General features: G+C 67.5%; 19 protein-coding genes and 7 pseudogenes. 16 read left to right on the plus strand and 10 right to left on the minus strand.

The window, feature by feature from the left end; all coding sequences use genetic code 11:
- Positions 1-106 precede the first annotated feature (106 nt).
- The gene (locus tag ACIP2X_RS07450; protein WP_401668660.1) at positions 107-673 is read left to right on the plus strand and encodes a TetR/AcrR family transcriptional regulator; all 567 of its coding nucleotides are present in this window, start codon (positions 107-109) and stop codon (positions 671-673) included.
- A gap of 92 nt (positions 674-765) precedes the next feature.
- Here ACIP2X_RS07450 and ACIP2X_RS07455 read toward each other — a convergent pair.
- The 5 genes and pseudogenes from ACIP2X_RS07455 to ACIP2X_RS07475 form a co-directional block, all read right to left on the minus strand.
- Positions 766-1,606, minus strand: a pseudogene (locus ACIP2X_RS07455) (helix-turn-helix domain-containing protein); the annotation flags it as partial.
- A gap of 252 nt (positions 1,607-1,858) precedes the next feature.
- Positions 1,859-2,167, minus strand: coding sequence for a hypothetical protein (locus ACIP2X_RS07460; protein WP_401668663.1), 309 nt, complete (start codon positions 2,165-2,167; stop codon positions 1,859-1,861).
- A gap of 180 nt (positions 2,168-2,347) precedes the next feature.
- Positions 2,348-2,731 (minus strand): hypothetical protein, encoded by a 384-nt coding sequence (locus tag ACIP2X_RS07465; RefSeq protein ID WP_401668666.1) that lies wholly within the window; start codon positions 2,729-2,731, stop codon positions 2,348-2,350.
- Positions 2,732-3,636: 905 nt separating this feature from the next.
- A complete protein-coding gene (locus ACIP2X_RS07470) occupies positions 3,637-4,857 on the minus strand; it encodes an acyltransferase family protein (protein WP_401668668.1) in 1,221 nt (406 codons plus the stop codon).
- 429 nt (positions 4,858-5,286) lie between these two features.
- A complete protein-coding gene (locus ACIP2X_RS07475; protein WP_401668671.1) occupies positions 5,287-6,495 on the minus strand; it encodes a DUF4241 domain-containing protein in 1,209 nt (402 codons plus the stop codon).
- Between the two features lie 610 nt (positions 6,496-7,105).
- Between ACIP2X_RS07475 and ACIP2X_RS07480 the strand changes: the two genes are divergently transcribed.
- Positions 7,106-7,342: a transposase gene (locus ACIP2X_RS07480; RefSeq protein ID WP_401668674.1), complete on the plus strand. Its 237-nt coding sequence runs from the start codon at positions 7,106-7,108 to the stop codon at positions 7,340-7,342.
- A gap of 147 nt (positions 7,343-7,489) precedes the next feature.
- Positions 7,490-7,942 carry a DUF5959 family protein gene (locus ACIP2X_RS07485; protein ID WP_401668676.1) on the plus strand — a complete coding sequence of 151 codons (453 nt, stop codon included), beginning with the start codon at positions 7,490-7,492 and terminating at the stop codon, positions 7,940-7,942.
- A 212-nt stretch (positions 7,943-8,154) separates the two neighbouring features.
- Here the strand turns inward: ACIP2X_RS07485 and ACIP2X_RS07490 are convergent, their stop codons facing one another.
- Positions 8,155-9,558 carry an FG-GAP-like repeat-containing protein gene (locus ACIP2X_RS07490; protein WP_401668678.1) on the minus strand — a complete coding sequence of 468 codons (1,404 nt, stop codon included), beginning with the start codon at positions 9,556-9,558 and terminating at the stop codon, positions 8,155-8,157.
- A gap of 313 nt (positions 9,559-9,871) precedes the next feature.
- Positions 9,872-10,698 (minus strand): annotated as a pseudogene (locus tag ACIP2X_RS07495) (IS5 family transposase).
- Positions 10,699-10,894: 196 nt separating this feature from the next.
- On the opposite strand from ACIP2X_RS07495, the gene ACIP2X_RS07500 reads away from it, so the two are divergent.
- On the plus strand, positions 10,895-11,080 hold the full coding sequence (locus ACIP2X_RS07500) for a hypothetical protein (RefSeq protein ID WP_401668681.1): 186 nt from the start codon (positions 10,895-10,897) through the stop codon (positions 11,078-11,080).
- Positions 11,081-11,371: 291 nt separating this feature from the next.
- Positions 11,372-11,605: a hypothetical protein gene (locus ACIP2X_RS07505; protein ID WP_401668682.1), complete on the plus strand. Its 234-nt coding sequence runs from the start codon at positions 11,372-11,374 to the stop codon at positions 11,603-11,605.
- An 18-nt stretch (positions 11,606-11,623) separates the two neighbouring features.
- Here ACIP2X_RS07505 and ACIP2X_RS07510 read toward each other — a convergent pair.
- A pseudogene (locus tag ACIP2X_RS07510) lies at positions 11,624-12,825 on the minus strand (IS110 family transposase).
- A 474-nt stretch (positions 12,826-13,299) separates the two neighbouring features.
- On the opposite strand from ACIP2X_RS07510, the pseudogene ACIP2X_RS07515 reads away from it, so the two are divergent.
- The 3 genes and pseudogenes from ACIP2X_RS07515 to ACIP2X_RS07525 all read left to right on the plus strand — a co-directional run.
- A pseudogene (locus ACIP2X_RS07515) lies at positions 13,300-13,635 on the plus strand (hypothetical protein); the annotation flags it as partial.
- 562 nt (positions 13,636-14,197) lie between these two features.
- Positions 14,198-14,359, plus strand: coding sequence for a hypothetical protein (locus ACIP2X_RS07520; protein ID WP_401668684.1), 162 nt, complete (start codon positions 14,198-14,200; stop codon positions 14,357-14,359).
- 1,170 nt (positions 14,360-15,529) lie between these two features.
- Positions 15,530-16,174 (plus strand): oxidoreductase, encoded by a 645-nt coding sequence (locus tag ACIP2X_RS07525; protein WP_401668687.1) that lies wholly within the window; start codon positions 15,530-15,532, stop codon positions 16,172-16,174.
- Between the two features lie 1,044 nt (positions 16,175-17,218).
- Here the strand turns inward: ACIP2X_RS07525 and ACIP2X_RS07530 are convergent.
- Entirely contained in the window at positions 17,219-19,669 is a 2,451-nt protein-coding gene (locus tag ACIP2X_RS07530; RefSeq protein WP_401668690.1) for a CehA/McbA family metallohydrolase, read from the minus strand.
- Between the two features lie 802 nt (positions 19,670-20,471).
- On the opposite strand from ACIP2X_RS07530, the pseudogene ACIP2X_RS07535 reads away from it, so the two are divergent.
- The 7 genes and pseudogenes from ACIP2X_RS07535 to ACIP2X_RS07565 all read left to right on the plus strand — a co-directional run bounded on the left by ACIP2X_RS07535 (position 20,472) and on the right by ACIP2X_RS07565 (position 25,426).
- Positions 20,472-21,289, plus strand: a pseudogene (locus ACIP2X_RS07535) (IS5 family transposase).
- A gap of 404 nt (positions 21,290-21,693) precedes the next feature.
- Positions 21,694-21,891, plus strand: a complete 198-nt coding sequence (locus ACIP2X_RS07540; RefSeq protein ID WP_401668692.1) for a hypothetical protein — start codon at positions 21,694-21,696, stop codon at positions 21,889-21,891.
- Between the two features lie 297 nt (positions 21,892-22,188).
- Complete coding sequence (locus ACIP2X_RS07545) at positions 22,189-22,731, plus strand: hypothetical protein (protein WP_401668694.1); 543 nt, start codon at positions 22,189-22,191, stop codon at positions 22,729-22,731.
- 133 nt (positions 22,732-22,864) lie between these two features.
- Positions 22,865-23,737 (plus strand): transposase family protein, encoded by an 873-nt coding sequence (locus ACIP2X_RS07550; RefSeq protein WP_401668696.1) that lies wholly within the window; start codon positions 22,865-22,867, stop codon positions 23,735-23,737.
- 248 nt (positions 23,738-23,985) lie between these two features.
- A pseudogene (locus ACIP2X_RS07555) lies at positions 23,986-24,301 on the plus strand (rhodanese-like domain-containing protein); the annotation flags it as partial.
- Positions 24,302-24,340: 39 nt separating this feature from the next.
- A complete protein-coding gene (locus ACIP2X_RS07560) occupies positions 24,341-24,697 on the plus strand; it encodes a rhodanese-like domain-containing protein (RefSeq protein WP_401668699.1) in 357 nt (118 codons plus the stop codon).
- Position 24,698: 1 nt separating this feature from the next.
- A pseudogene (locus tag ACIP2X_RS07565) lies at positions 24,699-25,426 on the plus strand (sulfite exporter TauE/SafE family protein).
- A gap of 39 nt (positions 25,427-25,465) precedes the next feature.
- Here ACIP2X_RS07565 and ACIP2X_RS07570 read toward each other — a convergent pair.
- Positions 25,466-25,747 (minus strand): metal-sensitive transcriptional regulator, encoded by a 282-nt coding sequence (locus ACIP2X_RS07570; protein WP_401668702.1) that lies wholly within the window; start codon positions 25,745-25,747, stop codon positions 25,466-25,468.
- Between the two features lie 76 nt (positions 25,748-25,823).
- Between ACIP2X_RS07570 and ACIP2X_RS07575 the strand changes: the two genes are divergently transcribed.
- Entirely contained in the window at positions 25,824-26,402 is a 579-nt protein-coding gene (locus ACIP2X_RS07575) for a rhodanese-like domain-containing protein (protein ID WP_401668704.1), read from the plus strand.
- Positions 26,403-26,460 lie beyond the last annotated feature (58 nt).

Below are 26,460 nucleotides of genomic sequence, written 5' to 3' on the forward strand. Positions count from 1 at the left end.
GGAGGTCCCCGCTTGCGCCACAGTACACTAACCGGCGAGTTCCCCGATTCGTCTCCCCGCCCCGACCGCCCCCCCTCCCGACCCCCTCCTCCCGATCGCGAAGGCCATGACATCTCCACGAAAGACTCTGCGGGCTGACGCCCAACGCAACCGCGAGCACCTGATCGCCACGGCCGCCGAGGCATTCGCCTCCGGGCGGACTGTCTCGCTGGACGAGATTGCCAAACGCGCGGGATTGGGAAGCGGCACCCTCTACCGGCACTTCCCCACCCGCGAGGACCTGGTCGAAGAGATCTACCGCGACCAGATCCGCCCGCTGCGCGACGACGCGCAGGCCCTCCTGGCCACCGAGCGGCCCGCGCGGGCTCTCCACGCCTGGATGCGCAACTTCGCCGAGTGGGCGGGCGAACGGCGCGGCATCTGCGACGCCCTGGTCGCCATGAGCGCTTCCGGCCGCTTCGGCACCGGACCGGTGTGCGATGAGGTCCAGCACATCCTGGGGATGCTGCTCGAGGCCGGCTCCGAGGCAGGAGAACTACGCAACGACATCGACCCGGTCGACGTCGGCGGCATCCTCGCCGGCGTGCTCTCCGTGGCCGGCGCGCCCGATCAGCGTTCGCAACTCGACCGCATGCTCACCGTCGTCGTCGACGGCCTGCGGGCGCGTGGCTGACGAGTCGCACCCTTGTGGTGCGACAGCTCGCGCCCCAACGTGCGAGGCCGGTCACGCTAAACGCGACCGCGCCCGCGCCGGCGGGGAGACCGTCACGGGGAGGAGCGGGGGCGGTTCTGGTCGCACCAGGCCCGCGGTGAGAGTACGTGTGCCTGTTTGAACACCTTGCTGAAGTGCGTCGCGTTCACGAAGCCCCATCGTCGCCCTATCGTTGCGATGGTCCACAGCTGTCTGTTCGAGCCGGCCAACTCGCGCCTGCATTCCGCCAAGCGGTGCATACGGATCCAGTCGCCGAGGCTGATGCCCGCCTTGGAGAGCACAGCGTAGAGATGACGTACGGAGACACCGTGTACTGCGGCGATCCGCGCGGCCGACAGGTCGGGGTCCGCCAGGTGTGCCCGAATGTACTGGGTGATCCGCAGGCTGAGTGTCGCCTCCAACGGGTCCTTGGCAAGGCCGGGGTCGCCGCACTGGGACGTCAGGACGGCGCGGAGGAGTTCGGCGCCGGGCTCCACGCCGGCGTCCGCGTGCACGCCCTGGTGCAACTCGTCGCTGACGGCCAGTTGGGAGAAGTAGGTGAAGGCGAGACGCGCGACGGGGTTGTCGGGTCCCAGGGTGACTGAGCTGGTGTCTCGTAGCAGCCGGTCGGGGAGCGCGAGTGCCGCCCGGGGGAAGCGCAAAAGGTGGTGGTCGACTCCCTCGTCGAAGAGAAGCGTGTAGGGAGTGATCGACTCGTAGACGGCGAATTCCCCTAGTCCCAGTACGCACTCGCGCCCGTCCTGCGCCACCAGGCTGGTGCCCGTCACCTGCAGGCCGAGGAAGACGGCAGGTTCCTCGTCCTCCCGGGCCGGCCGTTGCGTCCGGCGGATCATGACCGCGGTGGCCCGCGCCGAGCAGATTCTGAGGGGGCCCGACGGTGCCGAGCCCTATACGGCAGCCGCCTCCGCCACCACCGCCCGCAACGCCGCCAGCCGCGCCGAACAAGACGCCATCGCCGCCGAAGAATCCACCGCGCAAGCCGGATTCTCCGCCAACTACGCACGCAAATCGGCGTACATGGCCGAGGAGGACGCCGACGAGGCCCGTCAGTCAGCTCTGGCTGCAGGAAAGAGCGCCGAAGAGGCAGAAGTACTTGTTCTGATGAGCCGCAGGCTCACACGAGAGTCGACTCCGAACTGGAAGGACTCAAAGCCGCCGGGCCACGCTGACCCGCGCTTCCTCGCCCCTCATTGCCTGCGGCCAGCGGTCATCGATGGCACCCGCCTCCTCTCGGCAGGCGCCACAGGCGTTCTCCCGCTCCGTCAGCCACCAGTAATCCGAGGGAGACATGCCGGCTACTTGGATTCCGTAGAGCGTCCTGTCGAAGATGCCGAAGGCGTGGGAGACGTCGGCGGGAAGACCGTCGGCGACGGCCTTCTCCCAGCGCATCCCCACGGGCAAGTACGGCGGCCGCGAGACTTCGGACCACTCGCCACCCATATGCGAGGCGAGCATGGCACGAGGAACAGGACCAGATCTCCTCTTCCGGCACAGTCGGCTGCACCGGCCATCGCCACATCGCCCGTCCACGCACATCGCACTCCACGGGCGGATCCTCACACGCCTCCGTACGTGGCCCCAACCCGCTGACACCACGCGACTTACCAAACACCCTCGACAGGACAAAACGCTCTTTTAGGGGCAGGAACCGGCTTTCTGCGCGAGGATGTAGGCCTGCGAGGGGTTTTCGATCTTGACATAGACGGGCGTGCTGGAGTTCGAGCGGTCGTAGGTCATGGTCCACCTCTTCGTCAGAAGCGGGAACTCGTTGAGGAACTCGACCTTGTAGCAGTAGCCCGCGTCGACACGGAAGGCGTCCCAGTCCTGACGGCTCGGAGTCCGTTCCGTCGGGTAGATCCACTTGGTGGTGCTCAGGCTCACGCAGCCCGTGCTGGCGGTGGCCGTCGTCCCGGTCGAGCAGGTCCAGTTCTGGACGGCGAGCACGCCGAGGTGGCTGCCGTTGGTGAACTCGGAGCAGCCCGTGATGTCGCACGAGCCGCCCGCATGCGCAGTCGACACCGAGCCGAGAAGCGCAAGGGAGGTGACCGCCAGCGTGGTGGCGGTTCTCCGGCCTAGCTTGACAGCGTTTTCCTTGATCAAGTCGACTCCCAACTGAGGTCTGTAAAGCGGCCGTTGACATGATGAGTGCAATCGATCTGGAGGCACAAGACTTTGTGCGCCCCCGCCGACGGGCGCCCTGTCCGAGGCTTTTGGTGGCGGCCCTGGGTTCAACGCCAGTCGACCCGGCGGCCCACCGCCGTAGCACGGCCCGCCGGCTTGCTTCTGGACCATGTCGCCCCCAGGGGGCCGGCGCAGCAACTTCGCCCGCCGGTACGGCGGCAGCTGGGCATCGAGAGTCGGCTTGTGTCGCGGCATCCTCGCAGCGCTGGTATCCGGGGCGCCGCGGGTACCCGGGACGCCCCCCGCGTACCCCGGGGCCGACCGCGAGCCTGTGCCGCCCCGTGCGTCCCGGCGACGCCTACAACACTGCGTGGCTGGGCTCCCAGTGCAGAATGTGGCTGACCGGGGTGGCCCGGTGCTCCGTGAGGCGGGTGATCAGCCGCACGAGCGAGCATGGCGAGGGCGACCAGGGGCTCCAGGACGCGCGACGGCAGCCGCCGGATCCGCAGATCCTCGCCGAGGGGGTCGGCCTGGCGCGGCTGCTGGTGGTCGCGATGCCGCACACTCCGGACGCCCCGGACCTGCATGGCGCTCAGGCCGAAGCCGACCACCTTCCCGCTCTCATTCCCGGCGGCACGGTTCTGGTCGGCGCGGACGCGACTCGCCACGGCGCTCCCGGCGCCTTGCAGGCCCGTGGCTGGGCACGCTTCGCCTGCCACGGGTACAGCGACCGGACTGGTTTGTCCTGTCTACAGGTTGTGCGGTCGGTGGGTGCGGGGGTGGGTCTGGCCGATGGCGTCTGCTCAGTGCGGGGCTGTGGTGACGAGGGTTTGCTGTTCGTGGGTGGCCGTGTCGGGGGCCGGTCGGGTGGTGTGGGCGGGCCGGGGGTGTGGGTGACTGTTGGTGTCGGCGGCTCGTACCTGTGCGAAGGCGGTGCTGAGATGGAGCTTGAGTCTGTTGGCGACAGGTTTCTCCACGAGCTGGTGTACCAGGTGGGCCAGCAGGAGCATGGCCGCGACAGTGCCGGCGAGGAGTGTCCAGTGGTCGACCCGGTGCTGCAGGTGGTGGAAGATCTCCCAGCCGATGGACTCGTGGAACAGGTACAGCGGATAGGTGAGCGCCCCGGCCGCGGGCAGCCAGCGCCAGTTGATGCGGTGGAACCAGCCCAGTGAGACGCCCGCCAGCACGGCGAAGAAGACCGCGAGTAGTACTGCTACGCCCCAGCCGGGCACGTTGTGCCCTACGTGCTGCAGCGTCCGCCGCCAGGTCTGCATTGCGGTGTGCTGGCCCATGGCGAAGCACAGGGCCACGATGCCCCACAGCAGCAGGTTCGGGCCGAAGCGGTAGATCAGGTAGAAGGCCAGGCCGGCGATGAAGAACCAGCAGTACTGGGCCATGAAGAGGTCGCTGAGCGGGCCCGAGCCGTAGCCCTTGGCCAGCAGGGCGAGGGTCGTCCAGATGCAGCAGAAGGCGATGACCCGCCGGTAGGTGAGGCCGCGCCACACGACGAGGGCGAACAGCAGGTAGAAGCGCAGTTCGGCCCAGAGCGTCCAGTACACCCCGTCCACGTGGTCGACGTCGACCGGCCACTGCAGCATCGTCAGGTTGACCAGCACCTCGCGCCACGCATGGGGCTCGAGGCCGCCTGGGACGAGCGCGACCACCGCGGTCGTCGCCAGCACGCCCAGCCAGTAGGCGGGAAACAGCCGGATTACCCGGGACGTGAAGAAGTCCGCGACGGAACGTCCCCAGCAGCTCATGCAGATGACGAAGCCGCTGATCATGAAGAACAGGTCCACCCCCAGCCACCCGTACGCGGACGGTCGGAAGATGACGGGGAAGAGTTGCGCTTGGGGGCCGTCCCACCCCTCACCGAAGGCAACGTAGTGGTAGAAGACGACCATCAGCGCTGCGATGAGCCGCAGTGCGTCGAGAACGACGATCCGGTTGCCGCGCTCCTTCGGTCCACCGGACGTGCGGCGGCCGTCCGTCGCCCGCCTCGGGGTTCTCCTACCTATACGCATGAACTTCTCCATAGCTGCATACCATGACGAAACAGGACGAAATCCCTTTCGTGGCGCAGCGGTGGGGCCCCGCTCCACGCGTGTGGGGTAAAGGGAGCCGGAACGGCGGGTGGCATGTCCGCGAGCACGGCCTGATCATTTTAGGTGCGGAGTGCAACAAGTAAAGTCGCTGCTGGCGGTCACATCCGGCAGAACCTGCCCTCGACGCCCACGACCGGCAGGGTTCGGCCGTGAGCCCGGTCGAGCCCGGAGCTCTGTCGGTCGCGGTCGGTCCCGCAGCCTCGGGCAAGTCGACGTACGCCATCACGGCGGTCGACGTCGTGGTCAGCCCCGACGAACTGCGCCGCGAGATCGACGGGGAGTGCTCCGTCAAGTCCAACGTGTTGAGCTGGAGTGGGCAGTGCGGCCCGCGCCGGTGGTCGGCGGTCCTTACTCCGCTCCGTCGGCGGAATGGAGCTGGAAGTCGACGACGACGCAACTAACCTGCCCGTCTTCGGTGCGGCCGGTCCAGACGGGGTAGGCCCCGTCGCCTTGGCCGGCACGGAAGGCGATGAGGTTCGGTTCGGGCTCTGTGCCGGGCAGTTCGACGCTGAATTGGCTGTCGCTGTCGAGGGGTATGAAAATGTCGTCGTCCAGCTGGTCTTCGGTCACGGTCCGCGTCGCATCCATGAAGGCCGCTGTGCCGGTATCCACGCCAACCCCGTAGAACTGGCCCTCGCCGAGCAACCCCAGGTCCTCGTCAGGCCGGAGGGTCATTTCCCACTCTTGGGGAGGGATGTCCAGGAACATCACCCTTGCCGCGGCGACACCGGCTCCGCGCGTCGTCCGCAAAAGCGACAGAGTGACCGGGAACTCGCCCCGTGGCACAGCGACGGTACGCGGGTTGCTGATCCAGCCGGGGTCAGAGACCGCCAGCTGCCCTGACGTGATCCGCAGCATGCCGACGTCAATGGGCTCGACGACGGCCGGCCCCTCCCGGGTGTCGCACGCACCCGGGCTGAATAGTTGCTCGATTCCGGTGGCGCGCAGCGGTCCCGATCCTTCGTCCACCGACACGTCGTTCAGGACTACGGTCGCGGCGGACTCGTGGCCCTGCTGGGCGAGGAACGGCGCGAACACCTGCCAGTCGCCGAATTCCGGCGCGTGACAGAGGAAGTCCGCAATGGGCGTCGCGAACTGGCGCACGGGGACGCTCGACCGGCCGGATGCTCGATCGTGCGATGACTCCGGCGACCCGCCCCGCGGTCCGGCGGACTCGGACCTCACCTCGACCTGCCCGTCGGCCGAGACGGTCGTGGTCTCCTGAATGTCCCACTTCCCGTACAAGTGCGCCTGCTCGTCGGGAAACTGCCATCGGGTGTTCCGCTGAGCCAGCAACATTCCCGGGCTGTGAGGCTTGAGGTCGATCATCTGCATGCACCAGGACCTGTCGTCAAACAGATACACACGCCACATACGCCGCGGCCAGTATTCGATCAGTGCCAGCGGTCGCTCCCGCGCGGAAAGCAGAACCGCGTAGTCCACCCCGGCCGCATGCTTGCGTGCCGCGAGCGCGCGCGACATCGGGACCGGATGGGTCATTCCCCGATAGGAACCCCACATCTCGCCGTACGACACATCAAGACTGTCGAAGATCACAGCCGCGCATCTCCCCCCGTGGCACCAGCCACCCCCGAGCAGTGGCGCTCGACGGGTGACCCTGCCGCAACGCCTTGCTCCTTCTGAAGCTTCGTTGTGCCGCAGTCTGCCACTGAGGTGTGACACAGAGGATTGTGGGAGGCCCGCGACCTGGGGTTACCGATGAAACGTGCCGCCCCAGGTGCCGAAACAGAGTCGGTTCGGCGACCCTCGTCGGTAATGGCGGCGTTCAGGTCAGCGGCGACGCTCAGGGGGGAATGCTACCCGGCAGAGGCCACGTTACAGCTGGTCAACGCGTTCTGTCGGTTGCTGTGGGCCACAGTGGGTGCGGGCTGTCTCCGAGCGGGATTGCGTCGGCAGCGTGCGGACTACGCCGGTGCGGTCGGCGAATTGCTGGTTGTGGCAAAAGCCTGCCATCGAGCGTGACGACGCCTCGGTCGAAGTCCGGAAGAAGGAGACCTGGCCCCGGGTAAACGCATCGCGGCGGAGCGCGGGGCCTGGATCGTCTCTGAAGACGAGGCCGGGCAGTCGGTGACTCCGCCGCGTGCCAGAACCTGGGGCCGCTGGGGCTGCACGCCGTTGTGCGGCTGCGCGGCCGCGGTTCCGGCGAGTGCTGGTCTGGGACAACGTCCGACGACACCTGACGATGCCGCTGCGCGAGTTCATCGACGCGAACGCCGAATGGCTCACGGTCGTTCAGCTACCCACGTACGCGCCCGACCTCAACCCAACCGAGGGCGTGTGGTCCCTGGTCAAGCGCGACATCGGCAACCTCGCCGCCGCCAGCCTCAGCCAAGTAGGGCGGTCAAGCGTCGGCTCAAGCAGCTCCAGTACTGGCCGGACGTGATCGACGGCTGTCTTGCCGGTACCGGCTTGGCTCTGGGCACCTGATTCTCCAGGCCTGGGCTGACTGTGTCGCTTGTCCGCCGGTAGGAGACGATGCAGCCCACACCAGCGCACGAAAGCGAGCAACTTCATGACGGAACCCGCTCCGATGGACCTGATCCACCTCGCCGATCCGGACGGGAATCGCTGCATCGTGCGCGTCACGGGACGGTCCCAGCTGGGCGTGCTGACCGGCCACGACATCCTGCATGCGGACGTACTCGCCTCCGCGAGCTTCGTGGACGCCCGGCTCGACCTCTACCTTTTCCAGCACGACCTGGACTCCTGGGAGCAGGAGCTGTCCAACCTGGGACCAGGCCAAACAGCCAGCATCGGCGAAGGCCGCGGCCTGAGCCTTGACATCCACGTGCACGAAGACGGCTGGCTGTCGATCCAGGTCAGCGACCCGGACCGTCTTACGACAGTCCTGGGAACCCGACCCCAGGGAGACTGGATCGTGGAGCACCGCGGGCGCCTGGAACAGGTCCGGCAGACATGGCCGCGCGAAGTCATCGAGAGGGCACCAGGAACCTACGAGTGGAGCCCCAACCGCAATCGGTGACCACCTGATCCCAGCAACCGACATGACGCATTCAAGTTAAGCAGTCCGAGAAAGGTAACCACCTGGCCTTCGCGGCTGCGGGGCCGGGAGGGTCGGGTAGTTGTGTCGGGGGGTTTGTTCGCCGTCCTGTGGGTTATGGGACGGTGGAGCGGCGGTCGGATGGAAGTGCAGGCGGCGCAAGCCGTGCTCGGTTGGGGCGAAGGTGGCTGTGGTCAGTCGAGGAGTGTGGTGCCGATACCGCTACCTGCCGGTAGTCTGAATTCCTTGGGGCCGAAGTAGCTGACCGTGCTGGTGCTGAGCCCGCTGCCTGTTCCGCGCAACTGCCAGACGGCGCCGTTGCCTTCATCCTCGTAAGGGGCCGATACGGCGAGGTCGGCTTTGCCGTCGCCGTTGTAGTCGGTGAGGCGGACCTGGGACCCGAAGACGTCGGCACCCTCGACGGTGCCGGGGATTCCGGGGGTGTCCTGGGTATAGTGCGCGGCGTTCGTGGTGGTCAGCCCGTTTGTCGTGCCACGGAGGACCAGTACGTCACCGGCCTGGTTGCCTCCGCCGAGTGCTTCCCAGGGGATGCCGACGGCGAGTTCGGCGTGGTGGTCTCCGGTGATGTCGCCGATCGCCAGTGCTGCTCCGAAGTTGTCTTGGCGTTCGTTGCCGCCGGGAATGCCGGCGGTGTTCTGGTGATAGATGTGCCGTGCGGCTTCGATTCCCCCCGCCCCGTCTGCAGTGCCGTAGTAGAGAGTCACGTAGCCTGCGCCGCCGCTGGGGTCTGGGCGGCCATTGGGCCAGAGGCGAGGGTCGGACGTACCGACCGCGAGGTCGTCGCGGCCGTCGCCGTCGAGGTCACCAGCGGCGACTGCGTTGCCACCGTCTCGCCTGGCCTGGGGCGTGAAGGTAGCGATGTCGGTGGTGCCGGGCTGCTGCCCGTAGATGACAGTGGCGCGCTGCAAGACGACGGCTAGTTCGTCCTTTCCGTCACCGGTGAAGTTGCCGGCTGCGATGTTCCAGCCACCCGGCTCCTCCGCAGGGATCGCGTGGCCGGATGGGGCTTTGGCGCGGGTGAAGGGCCCGGGGTACAGCCGTACCCCGGTCGCGCCGCCCACCGCGACGTCTGCAGCCGAGTCACCGACGAAGTCACCGACGGCGATGTCGACACCGAACATGCGCGAGGGAAATGAAGGTCCCGAGGGAAGGAGGAGACCACTGCGGAACGGGGAGACGCCACCCCACAGCACCGTCACCGCACCACTGATGGAGGCGCCCGGGACGGATTCCCCCTCGCTGCCGATCAGCAGGTCCGCATAGCCGTCACCGTCAAGATCCCTGCTCGCCAGGCTGCCGCCGAAGATGTCGTCCGTCTCCGAGGTGCCGGGCACACCGGCGGAATTCTGGGAGAGGAAGACTCGCTTCGCAGTCAGCCCCCGAGCAGATCCGAAGGCCACGATGACTGCGCCGGCGCGGCTCTTGCCGTTGATCGTCCTGTCCGGCATGCCGATGGCGAGGTCACTGTATCCGTCGCCGTTGAAGTCGTCGGCGAGCCTTGATGGTGCAGCAGCCGCGGCGTCGGCCGACACCGTCACCACACCGCCGACAAGTGACGCAACGACGGCCACAGCCACCGAGATTCGGACTCCGCGAACCATGACAACCCCTGTAAATAGGGACACCTGACGGCATCCACGATAAGAATCGAAATGTGGGCGCTGTCGCTTGAGTCACTGACGTGATCAAGAAACGAGCAGTGCAGGAAGGACTCCCGACCGGCCCCAATGGTTGTACGGCCGCGAACAGCGGTCTGTAGGGCTCCGGAGCGGCCTCGTCACCCTTCGCCTGGATCACGGGGTGCGAGAGGCGACCGGGCGCCGCACCGAGCCGACATGATGTCTGTTTGCTGCGCACGGGAAATCCGCTGGCCCCGCCGGCACAGGCGCCTTACTGGCCATGACAAAGCCGCTGGATGTGGCGGTGGGTGATCAGGCGGACGGCGAGTCCGAGGAAGGCTTCGTGGATGTCGTCGCGTCGTTCCCAGCGGATGCGAAGGCGTCGGAAGCCGTGCAGTCAGGAGATCGTGCGCTCGACGACCCAGCGGAAGGTGCCCAGGCCGGTGCCGTGCGGCTGCCCTCGTTCGGCGATCACCGGCCGGATCCCGCGTTGTCGCAGGAGCCGGCGGTACTTGTCGTGGTCGTAGCCGCGCTCTGCGAAGAGCGTGTCGGGTCGGCGGCGCGGCCGGCCGACGACGTCGGCCACGGCCGGGATCTTGTCGAGCAGGGGCAGGAGTTGGGTGGCGTCGTTGCGGTTGCCGCCGGTCAGTGAAACCGCGAGTGGGATGCCCTGGCCGTCGGTGAGGACGTGGTGCTTGCTGCCCGGAGGTGCGCGGTCGACCGGGCTGGGTCCGCTTTTGGGCCCCTGCGTGCGGCCCGGACGCGGGAGGAGTCGATCACCGCCCGCGACCAGTCCAGCTGGTTCTTCGACCGCAGCTTGTTCAACAGCAGCTGGTGCAGCTGATCCCAGACCCCGGCCTCGTTCCACGCGGCCAGGCGGCGCCAGCACGTCATGCCCGAGCCGAAGCCCAGCTCCTGCGGCAGGTACTCCCATTGGATGCCGGTGTGCAGCACGAACAGAATCCCGCACAGGGCCTGCCGGTCGGGCACACGCGGCCGCCCCTCGACCTGCTTCGGCGGCGGCTCGCGCAGCAACGGCTCGATCAGCGACCACAGTTCGTCCGACACGATCCACGGCCGCGACTGACGCTTCCCCATGCTTCACCAACGTGCGATCAAGCTGACAGTCACATGATCAAACCGCTTTTGTTAGAGCCAGTAAGACAAACACCCTTACATGACTTGCCGTTGGCTCCGTGCCTGCGCGCAGTGCGAGCAGTCGGAGCACGCAGTGCAAGGCGGGCCCCGGGCCGAAGACCGCCCTCGAGCACCCGAGTCACGCCCCGCGAACGTTTTGCACTTCGAGGTCTACGAGCAGTTCCTGGAGGGCCGCGAAGTCCTGCTCCGGGCACTGCGGTACCTCGGGCCCTTCGCGGGCGACGCCCTGCGCACCATGCTCGAGAAGAGCTATCCGGCAAGACTCGCGAGCCTGACCGAGGGGCCTGTGACCCGTGATGTCGGCGACGCGACGTCCGCTTGATCGATCGGGAGTACCGGAAGCAGGACTCCCGACTGACCGAGAAGAGGTGGTGGCCATGAGCCCAGTGGACTGACCGACGTAAGTGTCGAGCCCGAGCAGCGGGTCTCGCACCGGGCGGTGACCAGGCCGGTGCCGGTCATCGCCGCGAGCAGGTGGACCTGGGTGCGGGAGCGTGGCGCAGTGAACACTCGGCTCGACCAGGAGCGGATGGTAACGTGCCCCTATGTGTTTGGTCAAGGTCCAAGGCCAGTAGGCTCGTGCGGTCAGGCGGGCCGAGCGGTAGGGGTGTGTATGAGTGATAGCCAGGTCACGATCAAGCTCACGAGTGACGAGGCATTGGTGCTGTCGCACTGGCTGGAGAAGCTCCAGATGACGGACCTCAGCCGAGTTGTCGACGATCCGGCGGTCTGGGCGCCGATCCATCGGATCGCCGCAACACTCGACAAGGCCCTTCCCGAGCTGTTCGCGTCTGACTATGACCAGCGGCTTGCGGCCGCTCGGCAGCGGCTTCGGCCGGAGGACTGACCAAGCGGTTCGGACTGCTCACCTGGCCGCAGCCGGTTGGGGTTCGTAGAAGGTTCCGTCGCGGAGCATCGCGAAGAGGACGTCGGCCCGGCGTCGGGCGAGGCAGAGCAGGGCCTGGGTGTGGTGCCTGCCCTGGGCGATCTTCTTGTCGTAGTAGGACCGGGATGCCGGGTCGCCGAGTGCGGCGAACGCGGAGAGGAAGAAGGCCCGTTTGAGCCGCTTGTTTCCTCTCCTGGAAGGCTGTTCGCCTCGGATCGAGGAGCCCGAGCTCCGGGTGGCGGGGGCGAGACCCGCGTCGGCGGCAAGGTGGCCAGCGGTCGGGAAGGTGCTGCCGTCGCCGACCTCGGTCAGGATCCGGGCTCCGGTCCTGACGCCGACCCCCGGCATCGACGTCAGGACTTTCGAAAGAGGGTGGGCCTCCAGCAGTTCCTCGATCCGACCGGCCAGCAGCTTGCGCTGGTCGAGGACGGCGGCCAGGGATCCGGCCAGGCTCGGGACGATCAACGCGGCCGCCTCGGTGCCTGGGACCGTCACGGTCTGCTCGTCCAAGGCGGTGAAGATCTCCTCGACCAGTCGCTCGGCCATCCTCGGCGCCTTCGGCCGCAGTAGTGTGACCAACCGCCGCCGGCCCGCCTTGCGTATCTGTGCCGGTGAACCGAACCGTTCCAGCAGCGTGAGGACGGCCGGGTGCTGCAACCGCGGCCCCAAGACCCTTTCCAGCGACGGGTGGATCTGGGTGAGCAGGCCGTGCAGCCGGTTCGCGACGCGGTGGCCTCGCCGGCCAGGTCGTCGTCGTAGCCGACGATCATCTCCAGCTCGGCGATCGTCTCGTCCTCGCCGTCGATCACCCGCAGTGTGTGGGGCATCGCGCGGGCCGCGTCCGCGATGATGAATGCGTCCCGCGCATCCGTCTTCGCCTCACCCGGATAGAGGTCGGCGATCCGCCGCATCGTCAGCCCCGGCAGATAGGCGACCGGGCAGCCCATGTCCCGCGCGACCGCCAGCGGCAGGGCCCCGATCGAGGCCGGCTGATCGACCACGACCAACACCGTTCCGTGCTTGGCCTGCAGTTTCGCGAACAGCTCGCGGAGCATGGGCTCGGTGTTAGGCAGGCGCTTGTCGAACGCCTTCTTCCCGGCCGGGGTGACGGCGGTGGCGTGGTGTTCGCCCTTGCCGACGTCCAGGCCGAGGAAGACGTCGATGTCGCCGGTGTCGATCACGTGCAGGCCCCTCCGGTCACGCTTTCGTCCGGCCTTGCCTCGGCATCGAGCGGCCACATCCGCGTTACGGAGAGCTCTTCCGGCCCGGGTGAAGCCGGTGCTCAAGCCCCTCATCAGCGGTCCGTCGATGCCTTCGGGCCCGGTGACACCACCCCCCGGATCATCAACAACAGGAGGGGGAAGTCATGCCGGACCCGAAGGCCAGAGACTCCATTGCGGAGCCATCGAAGACGGTAACGGGGGGAGAGAGTTTCGGCACACCACTCCTGCGTGAGTCTCACCATCGGTGGGGCCCGTTTGGATCATGGGATCGTTGGTTTGGGTGTGCCGTTGCCTGGCATGCAGTGGGCACGCATGCCGTCCATCCGGGTTGGACACCGATCGGGTGGCCGGTGGCGCGGCGTGCGGTGCGTGCCGGGGTGATGCCTGAGCGGGTCTTCGCGGTGGCGGACGCGATCGTGGCCCCGGTGCTGGGAGCAAAGGAAGAGGACGAGCCTCTACAACGCCTCGACGGTCCTAACCGTGGGTATCGGGGTGCTCGTCTGCTATGCGGGTTTGATGGTCATCAACTTGATGCGGGCGCTGTTCATTCTCAACGATCGGGTGTTCGCTTCCATGACGCGAACGCCGCTGCACGCTACGGAATACCTGACGTTGTCGTGGTTCGTCGCTTCGGTCGCCACGGTGGGCGGCGCACTGGGATTAGGCTTGGAGAGCGACGAGGCGATCCGGGCAGCCGCCTTCTCCAAGCGCGAACAGGACCGTCGCCTCGCGCTCCACGACGACCACGGTGACCAGTCCTCGAAGTAAATCGATACCGGCGCACATACCTCCTGGGTGCCGGCATCGCCTCTAGCCGCTGGCCGGCGGCCGGTAGTACGAGCTGCACGCGGCGGCCCTCCGGACCAGCCCACGCCCGTTGAACTAGGCAGTTTTGTCCGGATGAGCTGGTCGGTCGGTGCGTGGTTGTTTCGCGTCGGGGGCCGAGGGGGGACACGGACGGCACGCTGCCGGAGCGCCGAAGCTCCGCCTGGCGGGTCGGCGGCGGCACCGCCGTTTCCCCCGAACCGGGTGAACGGCACGTAGAGGCATCCCGGAGTCAAGGCGATCACCAGGAACTCACTCACCTGCGATCGCCCTCAGCGGACCGGCAGCGGCACTACCCGGCGTGCGGGAGCTCGTGCGTAAGGAAGAGGGCCAGGCCGACGTCCTGCCTGGCACGGCTGGAGGCCAAGGGGCGGCCGCCCCCGATTGACTTTGAAGCTTCTTCATGGCACGGGCTCTCTCAACTCGCCCATAGACAGCCACACGCGACCGCTACAGTGTGTCGGGAACATGCCGAACAGTCATCAGAGGGGGATGTATCTCAACCGTGGCCGGCTACTACCAAACCAAACCCGGTGGGTTTGGTTTCGGAGACTTGGAGAAGGCCTGTGAGGAGTTCCAGGAGTCCTGGTTCTACGGCTTCGAACAGCTCCAAGAGGCTGGTGGCACCGCCGGGCGGTCCATGAGCACGATGAACGACTTGGGATGATTATGAACACTGATCCCCAGCGCGCCATGCCCTCGCCGAACACGCGCCCCTCGTCTCAGGCTGTCCCCTATTCGTTCGTGACGTACGCGTTGAAACCTGACTCCGGCAGGCCGCGCCCGGGTGTCAGCGACCGGTGGGAGCTCCGCAGTTTGCGCTTTGCCCGCGGCGGCGGTGCGCCGCTGGCAGAAGCCCTGCGATATGAAAGGCACGGTCACGAGTCGGCCATCTGGATGTGCAACAGTCTCGACGGCGCACCGCTCGGTTGTCTCACCTTCCGCGCCGAGAAGGCCTCCACCCCGACGCGCGAATTCGAGGTCTACTCGCCGGAAGGCGCGCAGACTGCTCGGATAAGCTTCCGGCCCGGGCGTCTCCTTCCGTGGCCACGACGGGGCCGGTGGACGCTGCAGGTCACATCCGGAGAGAGATTCGTCGGGAAGGTCGGCACCTGGTATGGCTGGACTTTGTCGGTTGGCCTGTCCCCCCCTGTGGGTGCCGCTCTGGCTCGTAATCGTCGTCTGCTTCTGGCTGGTGGAGGGACCGCGAGACAGCCACGGGAAACCTAGATCCATTCGATGGTCTGGCACCGACGGGGGCTCGGCTCTGACCTACTCGAGCAGGCCCGGGTTCCGCCTCGATCCTCGACGTCTCGACTTCCGTATCGCCTACGCCCAAGCACTCGCCGTCGGCTGGAACGACCCACGCACAGTCCGTCCTACGTAGCGCCGTTGACCAAGGGAGGATCCGCTCGCCGGAGCACATCATCACGTGCGTGCTGTTCGCCAACAAGCCCAACTGACCCCGACATCAGCAGGTAGCAGTGATTTGAAGGCGAGTCTGGATTGAGCGGAAGTACCCTCAGGAGGGCTACTTTGACTATTTCACCCTGAATCTCGATCTCCGGTTTGATGACACTCTTGTCCTGGAGGACCCGGAGGCGCCACTCGGGCGCATCCTGCTCTCCGATGAAGAGGTGCGAGTCATGGTCGCACTGGCTAATACGATCCGTGAACTCTCTGAGTGTGAAAGGCTTAACCTCGATGTTTCGTGACGGTCCGCCGACGGAGTCGGTGGACCGTTTTCGTGCCGTGGGCTGAGGCTGTGCAGGCCGAAGACCCGAGTGTCGCCTCGGGATGGCGCCGGATTCCACTGCCCCGGGAGAGACTGCGAGAGATGGGTGCCGACGTGTACGTGACGGCGCGAACGATGCCCGACGGGTACGAGCACCCTGACCGATCCATCGAAGCGGACCTGTTGACGGTAGAAGGCACCAACGCCGTGGGCGCTCGAATCGCAGGGGCCGGCGGCACACTCGACATCCTGGTGCACGTCGTCGGAGGGGCGTCGACGCCGTCTGGTGGATTCGCGGCCATCACCGATGACCAGTGGCTCACCGAGCTCAACCTCAACCTCCGTGGAGCGGTGCGGCTAGATCGAGCTCTTCTCCCGGCAATGATCGGTTCTGGGTCGGGCGTGGTGCTGCACTTCACCTCGATCCAGCGTGAGCTGCCCCAATACGACGCGTCCTTGGCTTACGCAGCAGCGAAGGCCGCGCTGCGCACATACAGCAAGGGACTTGCCAATGAGCTCGCGCCGCGCGGCGTACGGGTCAACGCAGTCAGCCCCGGCGGAATCGAGACCGAAGCCTACGAAAGATTCGTGGACCGGATCGCCGAGGGCAACGGACTCACACGTGAAGCAGCCAAGCAGACCATCTACGACTCCCTCGGAGGAGTACCCCTGGGTCGATTCGCGAACACCGGGGATACGCGGATCTGGTCGGGTTCCTGGTCTCGGACCGCGCCTCGGCAATCGTAGGTGCCGAGTACGTGATCGACGGCGGCACCGTCCCGACCGTCTGAGCCAGGCACCGGCTCCGAGTAGCCACTCGCGAACAGCTCGATCCGACGGCGGACCCCCTCCTTCACAAGGAGAACCCTCAGACGCTGCTCCGCAACACCGAGAAGCGCGTCGACGACGCCGTCGTCGCTTCCGGCGCTCGCCTGGTCGTCGAGATCGCGCCGCGCGTCTCCAGACCGGCTGCGCGTCACCAGTTTGCGTGTGCGAACCCTCAGGTTGACCCAGCAGATGGCGGGCCGCATCGGCCACGTGACATTTATCGACGACCCGTGAGCTGGGACAGGCAGACACTCAGTTGACCACCGGAGTTGTGCGAGCGGTGCGGGCAGCCCCGGGCCGCGCAGTCCGGCAAGCGCAGGCGCTACGAAGACGCGCCTGCAATAGATGGCCGTCACTGCGCCGACAGGGTGTCGCCCCCGGCGCGTTCTTGCACATCGGCAAGGTCCTGGACAACGACGGCAGCGGCCAGAATTGGTTGGATGGAGTGCTTTCGGCCAGAGTCGCCGACCTCACCCGCCAGTCGACGCCGTCGACCGGCCGTACTGGTGTACAGGCATGCTTCAACAGCACAGCAGATGGCGAACCAGTTCGCGGACACACGGTTCTAGTAGACGTTCGACAAGGGCAGGAGAATAGAGCAATCCATTTGGCCAGGCTGGTAGGTATGGCACTTATCGGCCCGGCTGAAGAGGGGTGGTAACCCGTAACCGCCCGAGACGGCTCAACAACGGACGTAAGCGAGTGGCCATCCAGTGACGGAGTTCGCGTAGACGAACGGCCCGGGAAGCCTAACGAGCCCGTGCATTCTTGGCGGTGAGACGTTTCGAGGACTTCGGTGGGGATCGGGGTTCACGTCCGCCGTGCCGGCGTCAGGTCAGAGATCAGACCTGGCCCGTGGGCGTGTGACTGCGTGACGCGCGAGCTGCCTCGCCCGCCTGCCTGGCTGCCGACCCGGCCTTACGGTACGGGTCGGCCTGTCCGGGACGGGACTGCCGCGGCGGACTACCGCGTCCGCAGCAGGTAGATCTGCTGGGTCCGGTCGCGCTGGGTGCGGGTGGCCGCGCGGTCACTCGTGAAGACGACCACGCCCTGGGCGGCGGCGGCCCAGGTGTTGTTGCCCAGGGTGGTCAGCTGCTTGGCCGTGGTCCAGCCCGTACGCCGGTCGAGCGTCGCGGTCCACACCTTCCAGCGCCAGTCGGCCGCGCGGGTGTCGTACCAGACCGCGCGCACCGTCCCGTCCGCGTCCGTGCTCAGCCGGGGGCGCTGGCTCATCGCGGTGGCCTCGAGAGCCACCGACTCCCACGCCGACCAGGTCGTACCGCCGTCGGTGGACCGGCAGGCCCGCAGGGACAGATTGACCCCCGAGCTGCGCAGTGCGCTGCTCTCCCACATGACGACGAACCCACCGTCGCGGTCCGCGGTCACGCTGGGGTGCCGGTCGGCCACGTCGGTCGCGGCGCTGATCTGCACAGGGGGCTCCCAGGCGCGGCCGGGGGAGGGGCGGACGATGCCCAGGATCTGCCAGTTGTCGGGGTCCGTGCCGTGATCCGGGTCCTCGCCGGGGGCCGGGGTGTGGCCGGTCCACAGCGGGTCGGGGTCGAAGCGGTTGTCCTGCCAGGTGACGAGGGCGCGACGGTCCGCGGTGACGGCGACCGAGGGGAAGAGCGACGCGGGGTAGTGCGGTGACCGCGAGTCGTCCGGGGTGCCCTCGACGATCGTCTTGCCGGCCGCCGAGAGGTTCACCGGCGCCCGGTCGATCCCGATGATCCGCGCGTACACGTCGAACGCGCCGCCCGAGTTGTCGGACCAGGCCACCAGGGGGTGCTTGTCGTCGAGCAGGGCGATCGCCGGGTGGATGGCCCGGCCCCCGTCCTTGCTGAGGCGCTCGGCGGCCTCGAAGGTGCGGCCGCCGTCCTTGCTCTCGCGCAGCAGGATCGCGGGCCGGTGCGGCTGCTCCTTGCCGCGCGAGTCCTGCCACACCACCCAGACATGCTCGCCGGACGCCGCGACGCGCGGGGAGCGCGCAGTCGGGGAGTCGCCGGAGAGGGTGATCACCTTGGTCCGGCGTCCCCGCGCGTCGATCTGCCGGTAGACCACAAAGCTGCGGTGGTTCTCGTGGACCTCGGCGACCACGTGCGTGACCTTGTTGTCCGCCGCGACATCGGCGAAGCCGGCGAACCCGCCCGCCTCGCCGAACACCGCGGTGGCGTGGTCGGCGGTGCGGTCCGCGAGCGGCAGGGGAATGGCGGGGGACGGGTCGGCCGGGGCCTGCACCGAGATGAACACGGGCGAGGCGGCACCGCGGAACTGGTCCGGCAGATCCGGGTCGGCGTCGGCGCCGGACGCGGAGCCCGGCGAACGCACCTCGACCCGGTACCAGGTGTGGTCACCCTTCAGCACGAGCGGCAGCTCGTACGTCTCGTTCTGCCGTACGGGCCGGAACGTCGCCACGGGGCCCGCGGAGCGGCCAGGCGCGGCGTAGACGAGCACGGTGGCGCCGACGCCGCCCTTGACCCGTACCCGCAGCGCGGCCTTCTTCGACAGGTGGCGGTCCCGTACGACGACCTCGTCGCCGCCGATCGCCTCGAACTGTCCGTCACCGTCGACATCCGCCTCCAGGGTCACGAACGGACCGTCGATGGAGGCGGAGACGGAGGTCCGGCCCGCCCGCAGCGCGTCCAGGATGCCGCGCTCGGAGCGCTCGGTGGCGAACACCCAGGTGGTCGGCTGTCCGGGTCCCGCGATGTCCCACAGCTCCCGGAAGTGGCAGTCGCTGGCGCCCGTCACACCGAACCGGAAACCCGCGTTCCAGCGGTTCTCGGCGTACTCCATCTGGGCGTCGGGGTCCTTGGACACGTTCAGCACCTCGACGGTGTCGACGCCCTGGGTGCTCGCGTTGTCGTTGGGGCCGCCGGCGCGGGTGTACTCGCCGTCGTCCGGGTGCGCCGTCTGCCACACCGCGTCCTGCGCGTGGGCGTCCCAGACGGACTGCTGGACATGGCGGAAGGCCGCCGAGCCGGGCGGGTTGGCGCCGTCGACGATGACGTCGACATGGCCGAGGACGACGGCGTGCGGGGAACCGTTCGCCTCCTCGCCGGGGATCAGGATGAGCTCCGACGACGTGTACTGCGGGTCCCAGTGCTGGTCGTAGGTGCGGTGGTCGGTCAGCGGCATGAAGGCCAGTCCGGTCTTCGCGCCCTGCCCGATCTGGTCGCCGACGGGAAGGTTCCCGGGCTTCGTGTCGTGGGAGGTCTGCCGGGGGAGGCTGCCGTCCGACGAATGGTCGTCGTGTACGTGGGTGTCACCCGCCAGCCATTCGCCCTTGGGCTCCCGGGGACCGGGCTTGTCCTTCCCGGAACCGTCCGCGAGTGCCGGGTTCGCCGCGACCCCGGTGGCCGCGACGGCGGCTCCGGTCGCGACCACGAATCTCCTGCGAGTCAACTCCATCTGCATGCGCCTTCCTGTGCGGTCCCGACCCGCTTCGCGGGGCCGGGATGCCGCCACGGCCCATGTTCCGTGGACCTCGTGGAGGCCGGGCGACCCCCAGAAGCTAGGAAGGTCCCCACCCGGGCACATGAACCTTTCGCTAACTGACCATGCGCGGTCATGGAATAAGAAGGGTGGTTGCTCCCAGGTGGGGCGATCTTTGCCCGATAGCGACGAAAGCCTGAAGAGACCTTTACGTCGGCCAGCTTCACTTCTGAGGACGTCGGACGTCACGCACAAGCGTGTAGACGGCGCCGAGGAAGATGAGGCCACCGGCCCCAGGCCAGAGAACGGATGCTCCCGACCGGTACTCGCGGACCCCGACGATGAGAAGCAGCGCACTGACAAGGACGCCGAAAACGGAGATCAGCATGCTGATGCGGTGAGTCACACGTCCATGATCAACGATGCTCTTGCTCCAGGGGGAGCGATCCGGTCGGGTTCGCGTGCGTCGGCGACCGCTCAGGTGACCGTCCCGCCACCCCCGGACAGAGCGAGTTCCCGCCCGGCGTGCGTTCACGGACCCTGACCGCCGCACGGTGTCGGGCCTGTGCCGGATGTGTGACAGGTGGGGTACGGCTGTGCCACGTGATCGTCAACCGGTTGTGATCTCACGCCGGTTATCGCCCAGCATCACGGTGGACGCATGGTGAGCTGGTGGTTCCAGGGGGCTTGTGGTCGTGATCAAGGAAGCGGAGCGCCTCGGCTGCGCCGTCGTGGTGTGCGGCTTAGACCGTGTCCTATGTGGTGAGGCGTCGTTGAACTCGTCATGGGGCGGCGTACGTGGAGTTGGATTGTTCCGGATGGGCTGTGGGAGATCGCGAAGCCGCTGATCCCACCGTCGAAGGTGCGGCCGCAGGGCGGCGGCACGCAGGACACGCCTGATGAGACGCTGTTCGCAGCGATCATCTATGTCCTGGTCAGCGGCTGCGCATGGCGCCAACTGCCGCCGTGCTTCGGGGTGTCGAAGTCGACTGCTCACCGCCGCTTCCTGATCTGGTCGAGGGCCGGGGTCTGGGGCCGCCTGCACGAAGCCGTGCTACACCGCCTCGACGACGCCGGCCTCATCGACGTCACCCGCGTCGTCCTCGACACCGCCCATGTCAGGGCTAAAAAGGGGGCGAACACACAGGTCCGAGCCCCGTGGACCGGGGCAAGCCGGGCTCCAAGATGCACATCCTGTCGGACGCGAACGGACTGCCCCTCCTCGTCGGTCTCTCCGCCGGCAACACCCACGACAGCGAAGGTCTCAAGCCGATGATCGAGGGTCACCAAACGAGACACGACCCGCACCGCGGCCGACACTTCAAGCCCCAGCGCCTACACGCGGACAAAGCCTACGACCGCGCCGACCTGCGCAGATGGCTGCGATGGAAACGCATAGGAGTGCGCATCGCCCGCAAAGGCATCGAGTCCAGCGAACGATTAGGGCGACGCCGCTGGGTCATCGAGCGGACCATGTCCTGGCTCTCTGGCTACTGACGCGTGAGCCCTCGCTACGAACGCAATCCCCGCAACTACCTGGCCTTTCTCGGGCTCGCTGCAGCCACCTGCTGCTACAAGCGGCTCGTCCGCCTCACCACATAGGACACGGTCTTAGTCGGCGATTACATCGGAGACAGCACCCGAGCCGAATCGCCTACGCCCGGTCGCTGGGCAAGCCCGTGCGGTTCACTCACCCCGAAGCCGACCCTGCCGCCTGACCCCGCCCGCAGCTACCTCGACAACCAAGGCTGGCAGTCCGCCGCCTGGCCGTTTCGCGGTACCTCGGCCGCCGCCCATCCGACACCCTCCGCCGGCATCCCGTGGAATTGATCATCTAGTCGCCGTTGGGCTGGCTGCCATCGCCGTGGCGGACAGGCCCGGCCAGTCCTTCGGTTTCCTGCAAGAGCCGATCCGACGGAGCGAAGTCCCACCCGGACCTCTGTCTCACGGGCCCCCGCACCCCCGAGCGCGGGGGCCCGCCCCCATTTCCGAGGGCGGTGGATGCTGTGGCGTGCAAGGCTTCCGACTGCTGGACGTGCCGGCCGTACGGCATGGCCGAGTGGTCCCTGGTCGCTGCGCATTGGGTGCGCGAGGTCGACGACGAGGGGATCGGCGGCGTGAAGCGGCCCTGCCCCTACGGCGGCTGGTCGCCGTTCAACTGGCGGCACGAGACCAGCAAGGTCCCACCCAGGGGGCAGGCCTGACGGGCCCACAGTCGGTCACAACGACGCCACGATCGGCAGCGGCCCGGTCGGCTCTGACCGGGGGCCGTAATTAGCTCACACCCCGCCAGACAAATACGGTTCGAGATGCGGGCTCGCACCGGACGGCCCAAAATAGAAGTAGGCCATTTCAGGCAAGCCAGTGGGGGCTCTGGCTGAGCATCGTGAGCGCGACCCCGCGCAGGACACGAGGGCCTAGGCGAATAGTCCAGGCCGTGGAATTCGTAAGGGCCACTCATGATGCAGTGAGACCACACCTGCGCACGAAGGACTATTCAAATGCCCGGACCGTACGGAAGGCCCCTGAACTCTGTCCATTCTTTCAGCTACATGCGGCACTGGGTCAACGCTCAGAGCTCTGGAGACGAGCGCTTTCTGCTTGAAAGGTATACGGGGTGGGTTCAATGCGAAATCGGCTTCGTAGCGCCCACCACGCACTTCACGATGAAGAGCTTCCTCCCCGTCGCAGGGGGCCAGGTTAGGTTCTACTCGACCACAGACTCGACGAAGCCTGGAGGGATCCTCCAGAAGAGCGTTAACGCGTCCATAGGGGCCGTGGCTCCAACCGAGGACGAGGCGAACGTCTTTGCCGTCGATAGCGCAGATGTAAGCCTGGAGGCACAGACCTTCGGCGGTATTGGCGGCAGCCCACTCTGCCTGGTCCTCAATACAAAGTGTGGGCTGCTGAACTGCCACCTGTTCAACTACAACTATGTGGTGCAGGTTATGACGAGGGGCGAGCCGACTTTCAATCAAACGGCGATCCCGACCAATCAGCGCCCATCTGGAGGGGCCAGCCCCGAAGGGGGCCCCGTAGGCTGATGCAGCGGGCGGTCAGAACAGGGCCATCGTGCCCATCGGCCCGGCCAGCTCGGGCTCGCCCTGGGGCTCGTCTGACGAGCTCGTGCACGGTAGGCGGTGAGGCGTCGAGTTCTCGATCGTCGATCATGGTCGTGTGGTGGGGAACGTGTCTCGTGCAGCGATCATCGGCAACCGGAGGATCACGGGCATGTCGGCTGCTGTGATCGCTGAACTCGTCGCTGAGGTGAGCCCGTTGTGGCACGAGCGACACCAGGCCAAGCTCGCGTCCAGGCCGCGGAAGCGGGCTGTGGGCGCGGGTGCGAAGCACCGGCTGGTGTTCATCGACCGGCTCCTGGCGGCGCTCGTGCATCTGCGCCATGCCGTTACTCATGACGTGCTGGCCTGCTGGTTCGGTGTGGACCGCTCCACCATCACCCGTGCCATCGGCGAGGTACGGCCACTGCTCGCCGAGCGAGGGTGCACCATCCACCCGGGTGTGCGGCTGCGGACACTGGCCGAGGTCGTTGACCATATCGGCGCCAGCGGGAAGACCGGCATCATCGACGGCACCGAGATCCGAGTCAGGCGCCCGGCCGCCGGACGCAAGGACCGGGAGAAGTTCATCTCCGGCAAGAGCAAGCAGAACGCGGTCAAGACCATGGTCGTCACGGATGGCGACGGCCGGATGCTCTTCTGCAGCCCGGCGCAGCACGGCAGCTGCGCGGACATCACCCATGCCCGCCAGTTAGGGCTGGTCAGGCTCCTGGATGGTGGGCCCGCACTGGAGATCCTTGGCGATGCCGGCTACCAGGGCCTGGGAGCCCAGACCGGCGGGCGCGTGGTGACGCCACCGCACCGCAAGTTCAAGAAGAACGCCCCGGACTGGTACGAGGAGATGCACGAACGGCAACGCAAGGCCCACTCCTCGCGGCGTATCCGCGTCGAGCACGGCATCGCACACCTGAAGAACTGGCGGGCAGTGGCCCGCCACCTCGGCCGCCGCGAGCACATCAGCGACACCGTGTAAGCCGTCGCCGCCCTGCTGTCCCACCAGCAGACCGCCGACCTCACCACGGCACGAACAATGTGAAACACCAAGCCCCACCGAGGCCCACGACGCCTCACCGCCTACCGTGCACGAGCTCGTTAGACCTCGGGATTACTTTCGGTCTGGCTTTCGAGGCGGGTGACGCGGTCGGGGCCGGGGTGGTCGACGCCAGGGACCATGGGGGTTTCCGTAGTCGAACTCGATCTTGCCGAAGGAGTCGCTGGTGATCCCTTCTCCGCGCCCGTTTCGCCGACCTCGCCGATGTCCGTGAGCGCGGCGACGTGGTTGTGCTGGATGTGCGCCGGGACTCGGAGCGCGAGGGCGGCTACATCGAGGACTCGGTCCACGTCCCGATCCACGAGCTGCACGGCCGCATCGACGAGTTGCCGGACGGGGTGGTGGGTGCACTGCGCCGGCGGGATGCGTGCGGCGATCGCCGCCTCCTTGCTCGACGCGGGGGGTCGCGACGTGGTCGCTGTCGACGACGGCTTCGCCGCCGCCACCGAGGCGGGACTGCCCCTCGCCCGCGGCCGCCCCGACTGATACGCCCTTCCGCGCCACCTGCACGAAAGCAATTAAACGATGTTCACGTTTCTCCGCTGCGGTCCCGGCCGCCTTACCCCCCACCTGGCTCATCAGCAGGTCGGCGACGGCACCGCTGTCCCGCTGGACGTCCGTGAAGAACCGGAGTGGAACGCCGGGCACGCGCCCGGCTCCCTGCACCTGCCCCTTTCCGGCCTGATGGCTGGGGAGCCGCTCCTGGCAGCCGCGCGGGGCAAGCCGGTGGTTACGATCTGCCGCTCCGGTCACCGCTCCCGGCAGGCCGCAAAGCTGCTGGCCGAACACGGAGTTCAGGCCGCGGACGTCACCGGCGGCATGACCGCCTGGGCACGCCAAGGTCTGCCGGTCGTCGGTCCGGGCGGGGTGGCGGTGTCATAGCGTGAGCGCTCTGATCCTGACCCTGACAGCGGGGACCGTGGTCGGACTCGTGCTCGGCGCGCTCGGCGGGGGCGGCAGCGTCGTGGCGGTACCGGCGCTGATCCACCTGCTCGGCTTCACCCCGGCCGCCGCCACCACCGCCAGCCTGATCATCGTCATGGCCACCTCGCTCACCGCCCTGTACACCCACGCCCGCACCGGCTGGAAAGCAGGCGCCTTGTTCGCCGCGGCCGGACTCCTACCCGCTGCCGCAGCAGGAGCCGCCGCATCCCGCCTGCCCGCGCCGGTACTGACCGCCGCGTTCGCCGTCGTCGCCGTCAACATGCTGTGCCCCAGCTGCACAGCCACTGGCCCGGCGACCGGTCAGGCCAGGCCCGCCAAGGCTGCCGGAACCGGCGCAGGGCTGGGCGCGCTGACCGGACTGCTCGCGGTCGGCGGAGGCTTCCTCGTCGTCCCGGCCCTGGTCACCGTGCTGGGCGTTCGAGATGCAGGCCGCCGTCGGCACCAGCCTGCTGGTCATCTCGGCGAATTCCCTGGCTTCCCTGGCCACCCGCGCCACCACCGCTGGCGTCGACTGGGGGGGTCGGCCCCTTCACCGGGGCGGCGATCATGGGAGCCTGGGACGGCAAACGCCTGGCCGCCAAGGTCACTGGCACCCTGCTGCAACGGAGCCTCGCCGTCGTGCTGCTGGCAGTGGTGGCCTTCATGCTTATTGACGCTCTCACCTGAGGAGTCGGAGGGATCACCGGGCGCCCGCGGCATCGCTGCTCAGGCCAGAGACAAAAACAGCTTCTCCAGCCGGTTGCGCATCTGCTCCTGGTCGCCGGAGGCGGCCATGTCCGCGTCGGTCAGGCAGTGCTGCAGACCGGTGGCGATGATCGCGAAACCGGCCTTGTCCAGAGCTCGGGACGCTGCTGCGAGCTGGGTGACGACGTCCTCGCAGTCCCGCCCTTCCTCGATCATTTTGATCACACCGGCGATCTGGCCCTGGGCCCGGCGCAGCCGGTTGACTACCGTCTTCAGTTCCTCGGCCGCCATCGCCAGTTCCACAACCCACACTCCTTCGAGATACCCCCTTGGGTATCCTAGCGAAGGGGTAACCCGAACCAAGCAAAGGAAAATCCCCGTGGCACCCACCACCGCCCTCACCGCCGACCAGGCCAACGCCCGCCTGCACGAGCTGACCGTCGTCGACGTGCGCACCCCCGGCGAATACGCCTCCGGCCACCTGCCCGGCGCCCACAACATCCCCCTCGATCATCTTGATACCGCCCTGCCTTCCCTCAGGACCGCGGCAGACCGCAGCGACCTCCTCATCGTGTGCGCCTCCGGCACCCGCTCCCACCAAGCCTGCCGACGCCTGGCCGACCAGGGCATCACCGCCGCCACCCTCACCGGTGGCATCACGGCCTGGACGCAGCTCGGCCACGAGACCCACCGCCTGGCCGGCACCCGCACCTCCTGGGCCATGGACCGCCAAGTCCGCCTTGCCGCCGGATCCCTCGTCCTGACCGGCCTGATCGCCGGACAACGCTGGAACACGGCCCGCTGGCTCTCCGCCGGCGTCGCGGGCGGCCTGGTCTTCTCCGCCCTCACCAACACCTGCGGCTTGGCCAAGATCCTGGCCAAGCTCCCCCACAACCAGCCGAAGGCCACCGACCTGGACGACACCCTCACAGCCCTGGCCGGCTCAGCCTCTGGCTGAAATTGGAGGGATGGTAGTTGGTAAAAGGGACGGGCGGTACGGCCGCGGCTGGGATCGG

This window comes from Streptomyces sp. NPDC089424 (assembly GCF_044749345.1).
Classification (GTDB): domain Bacteria; phylum Actinomycetota; class Actinomycetes; order Streptomycetales; family Streptomycetaceae; genus Streptomyces.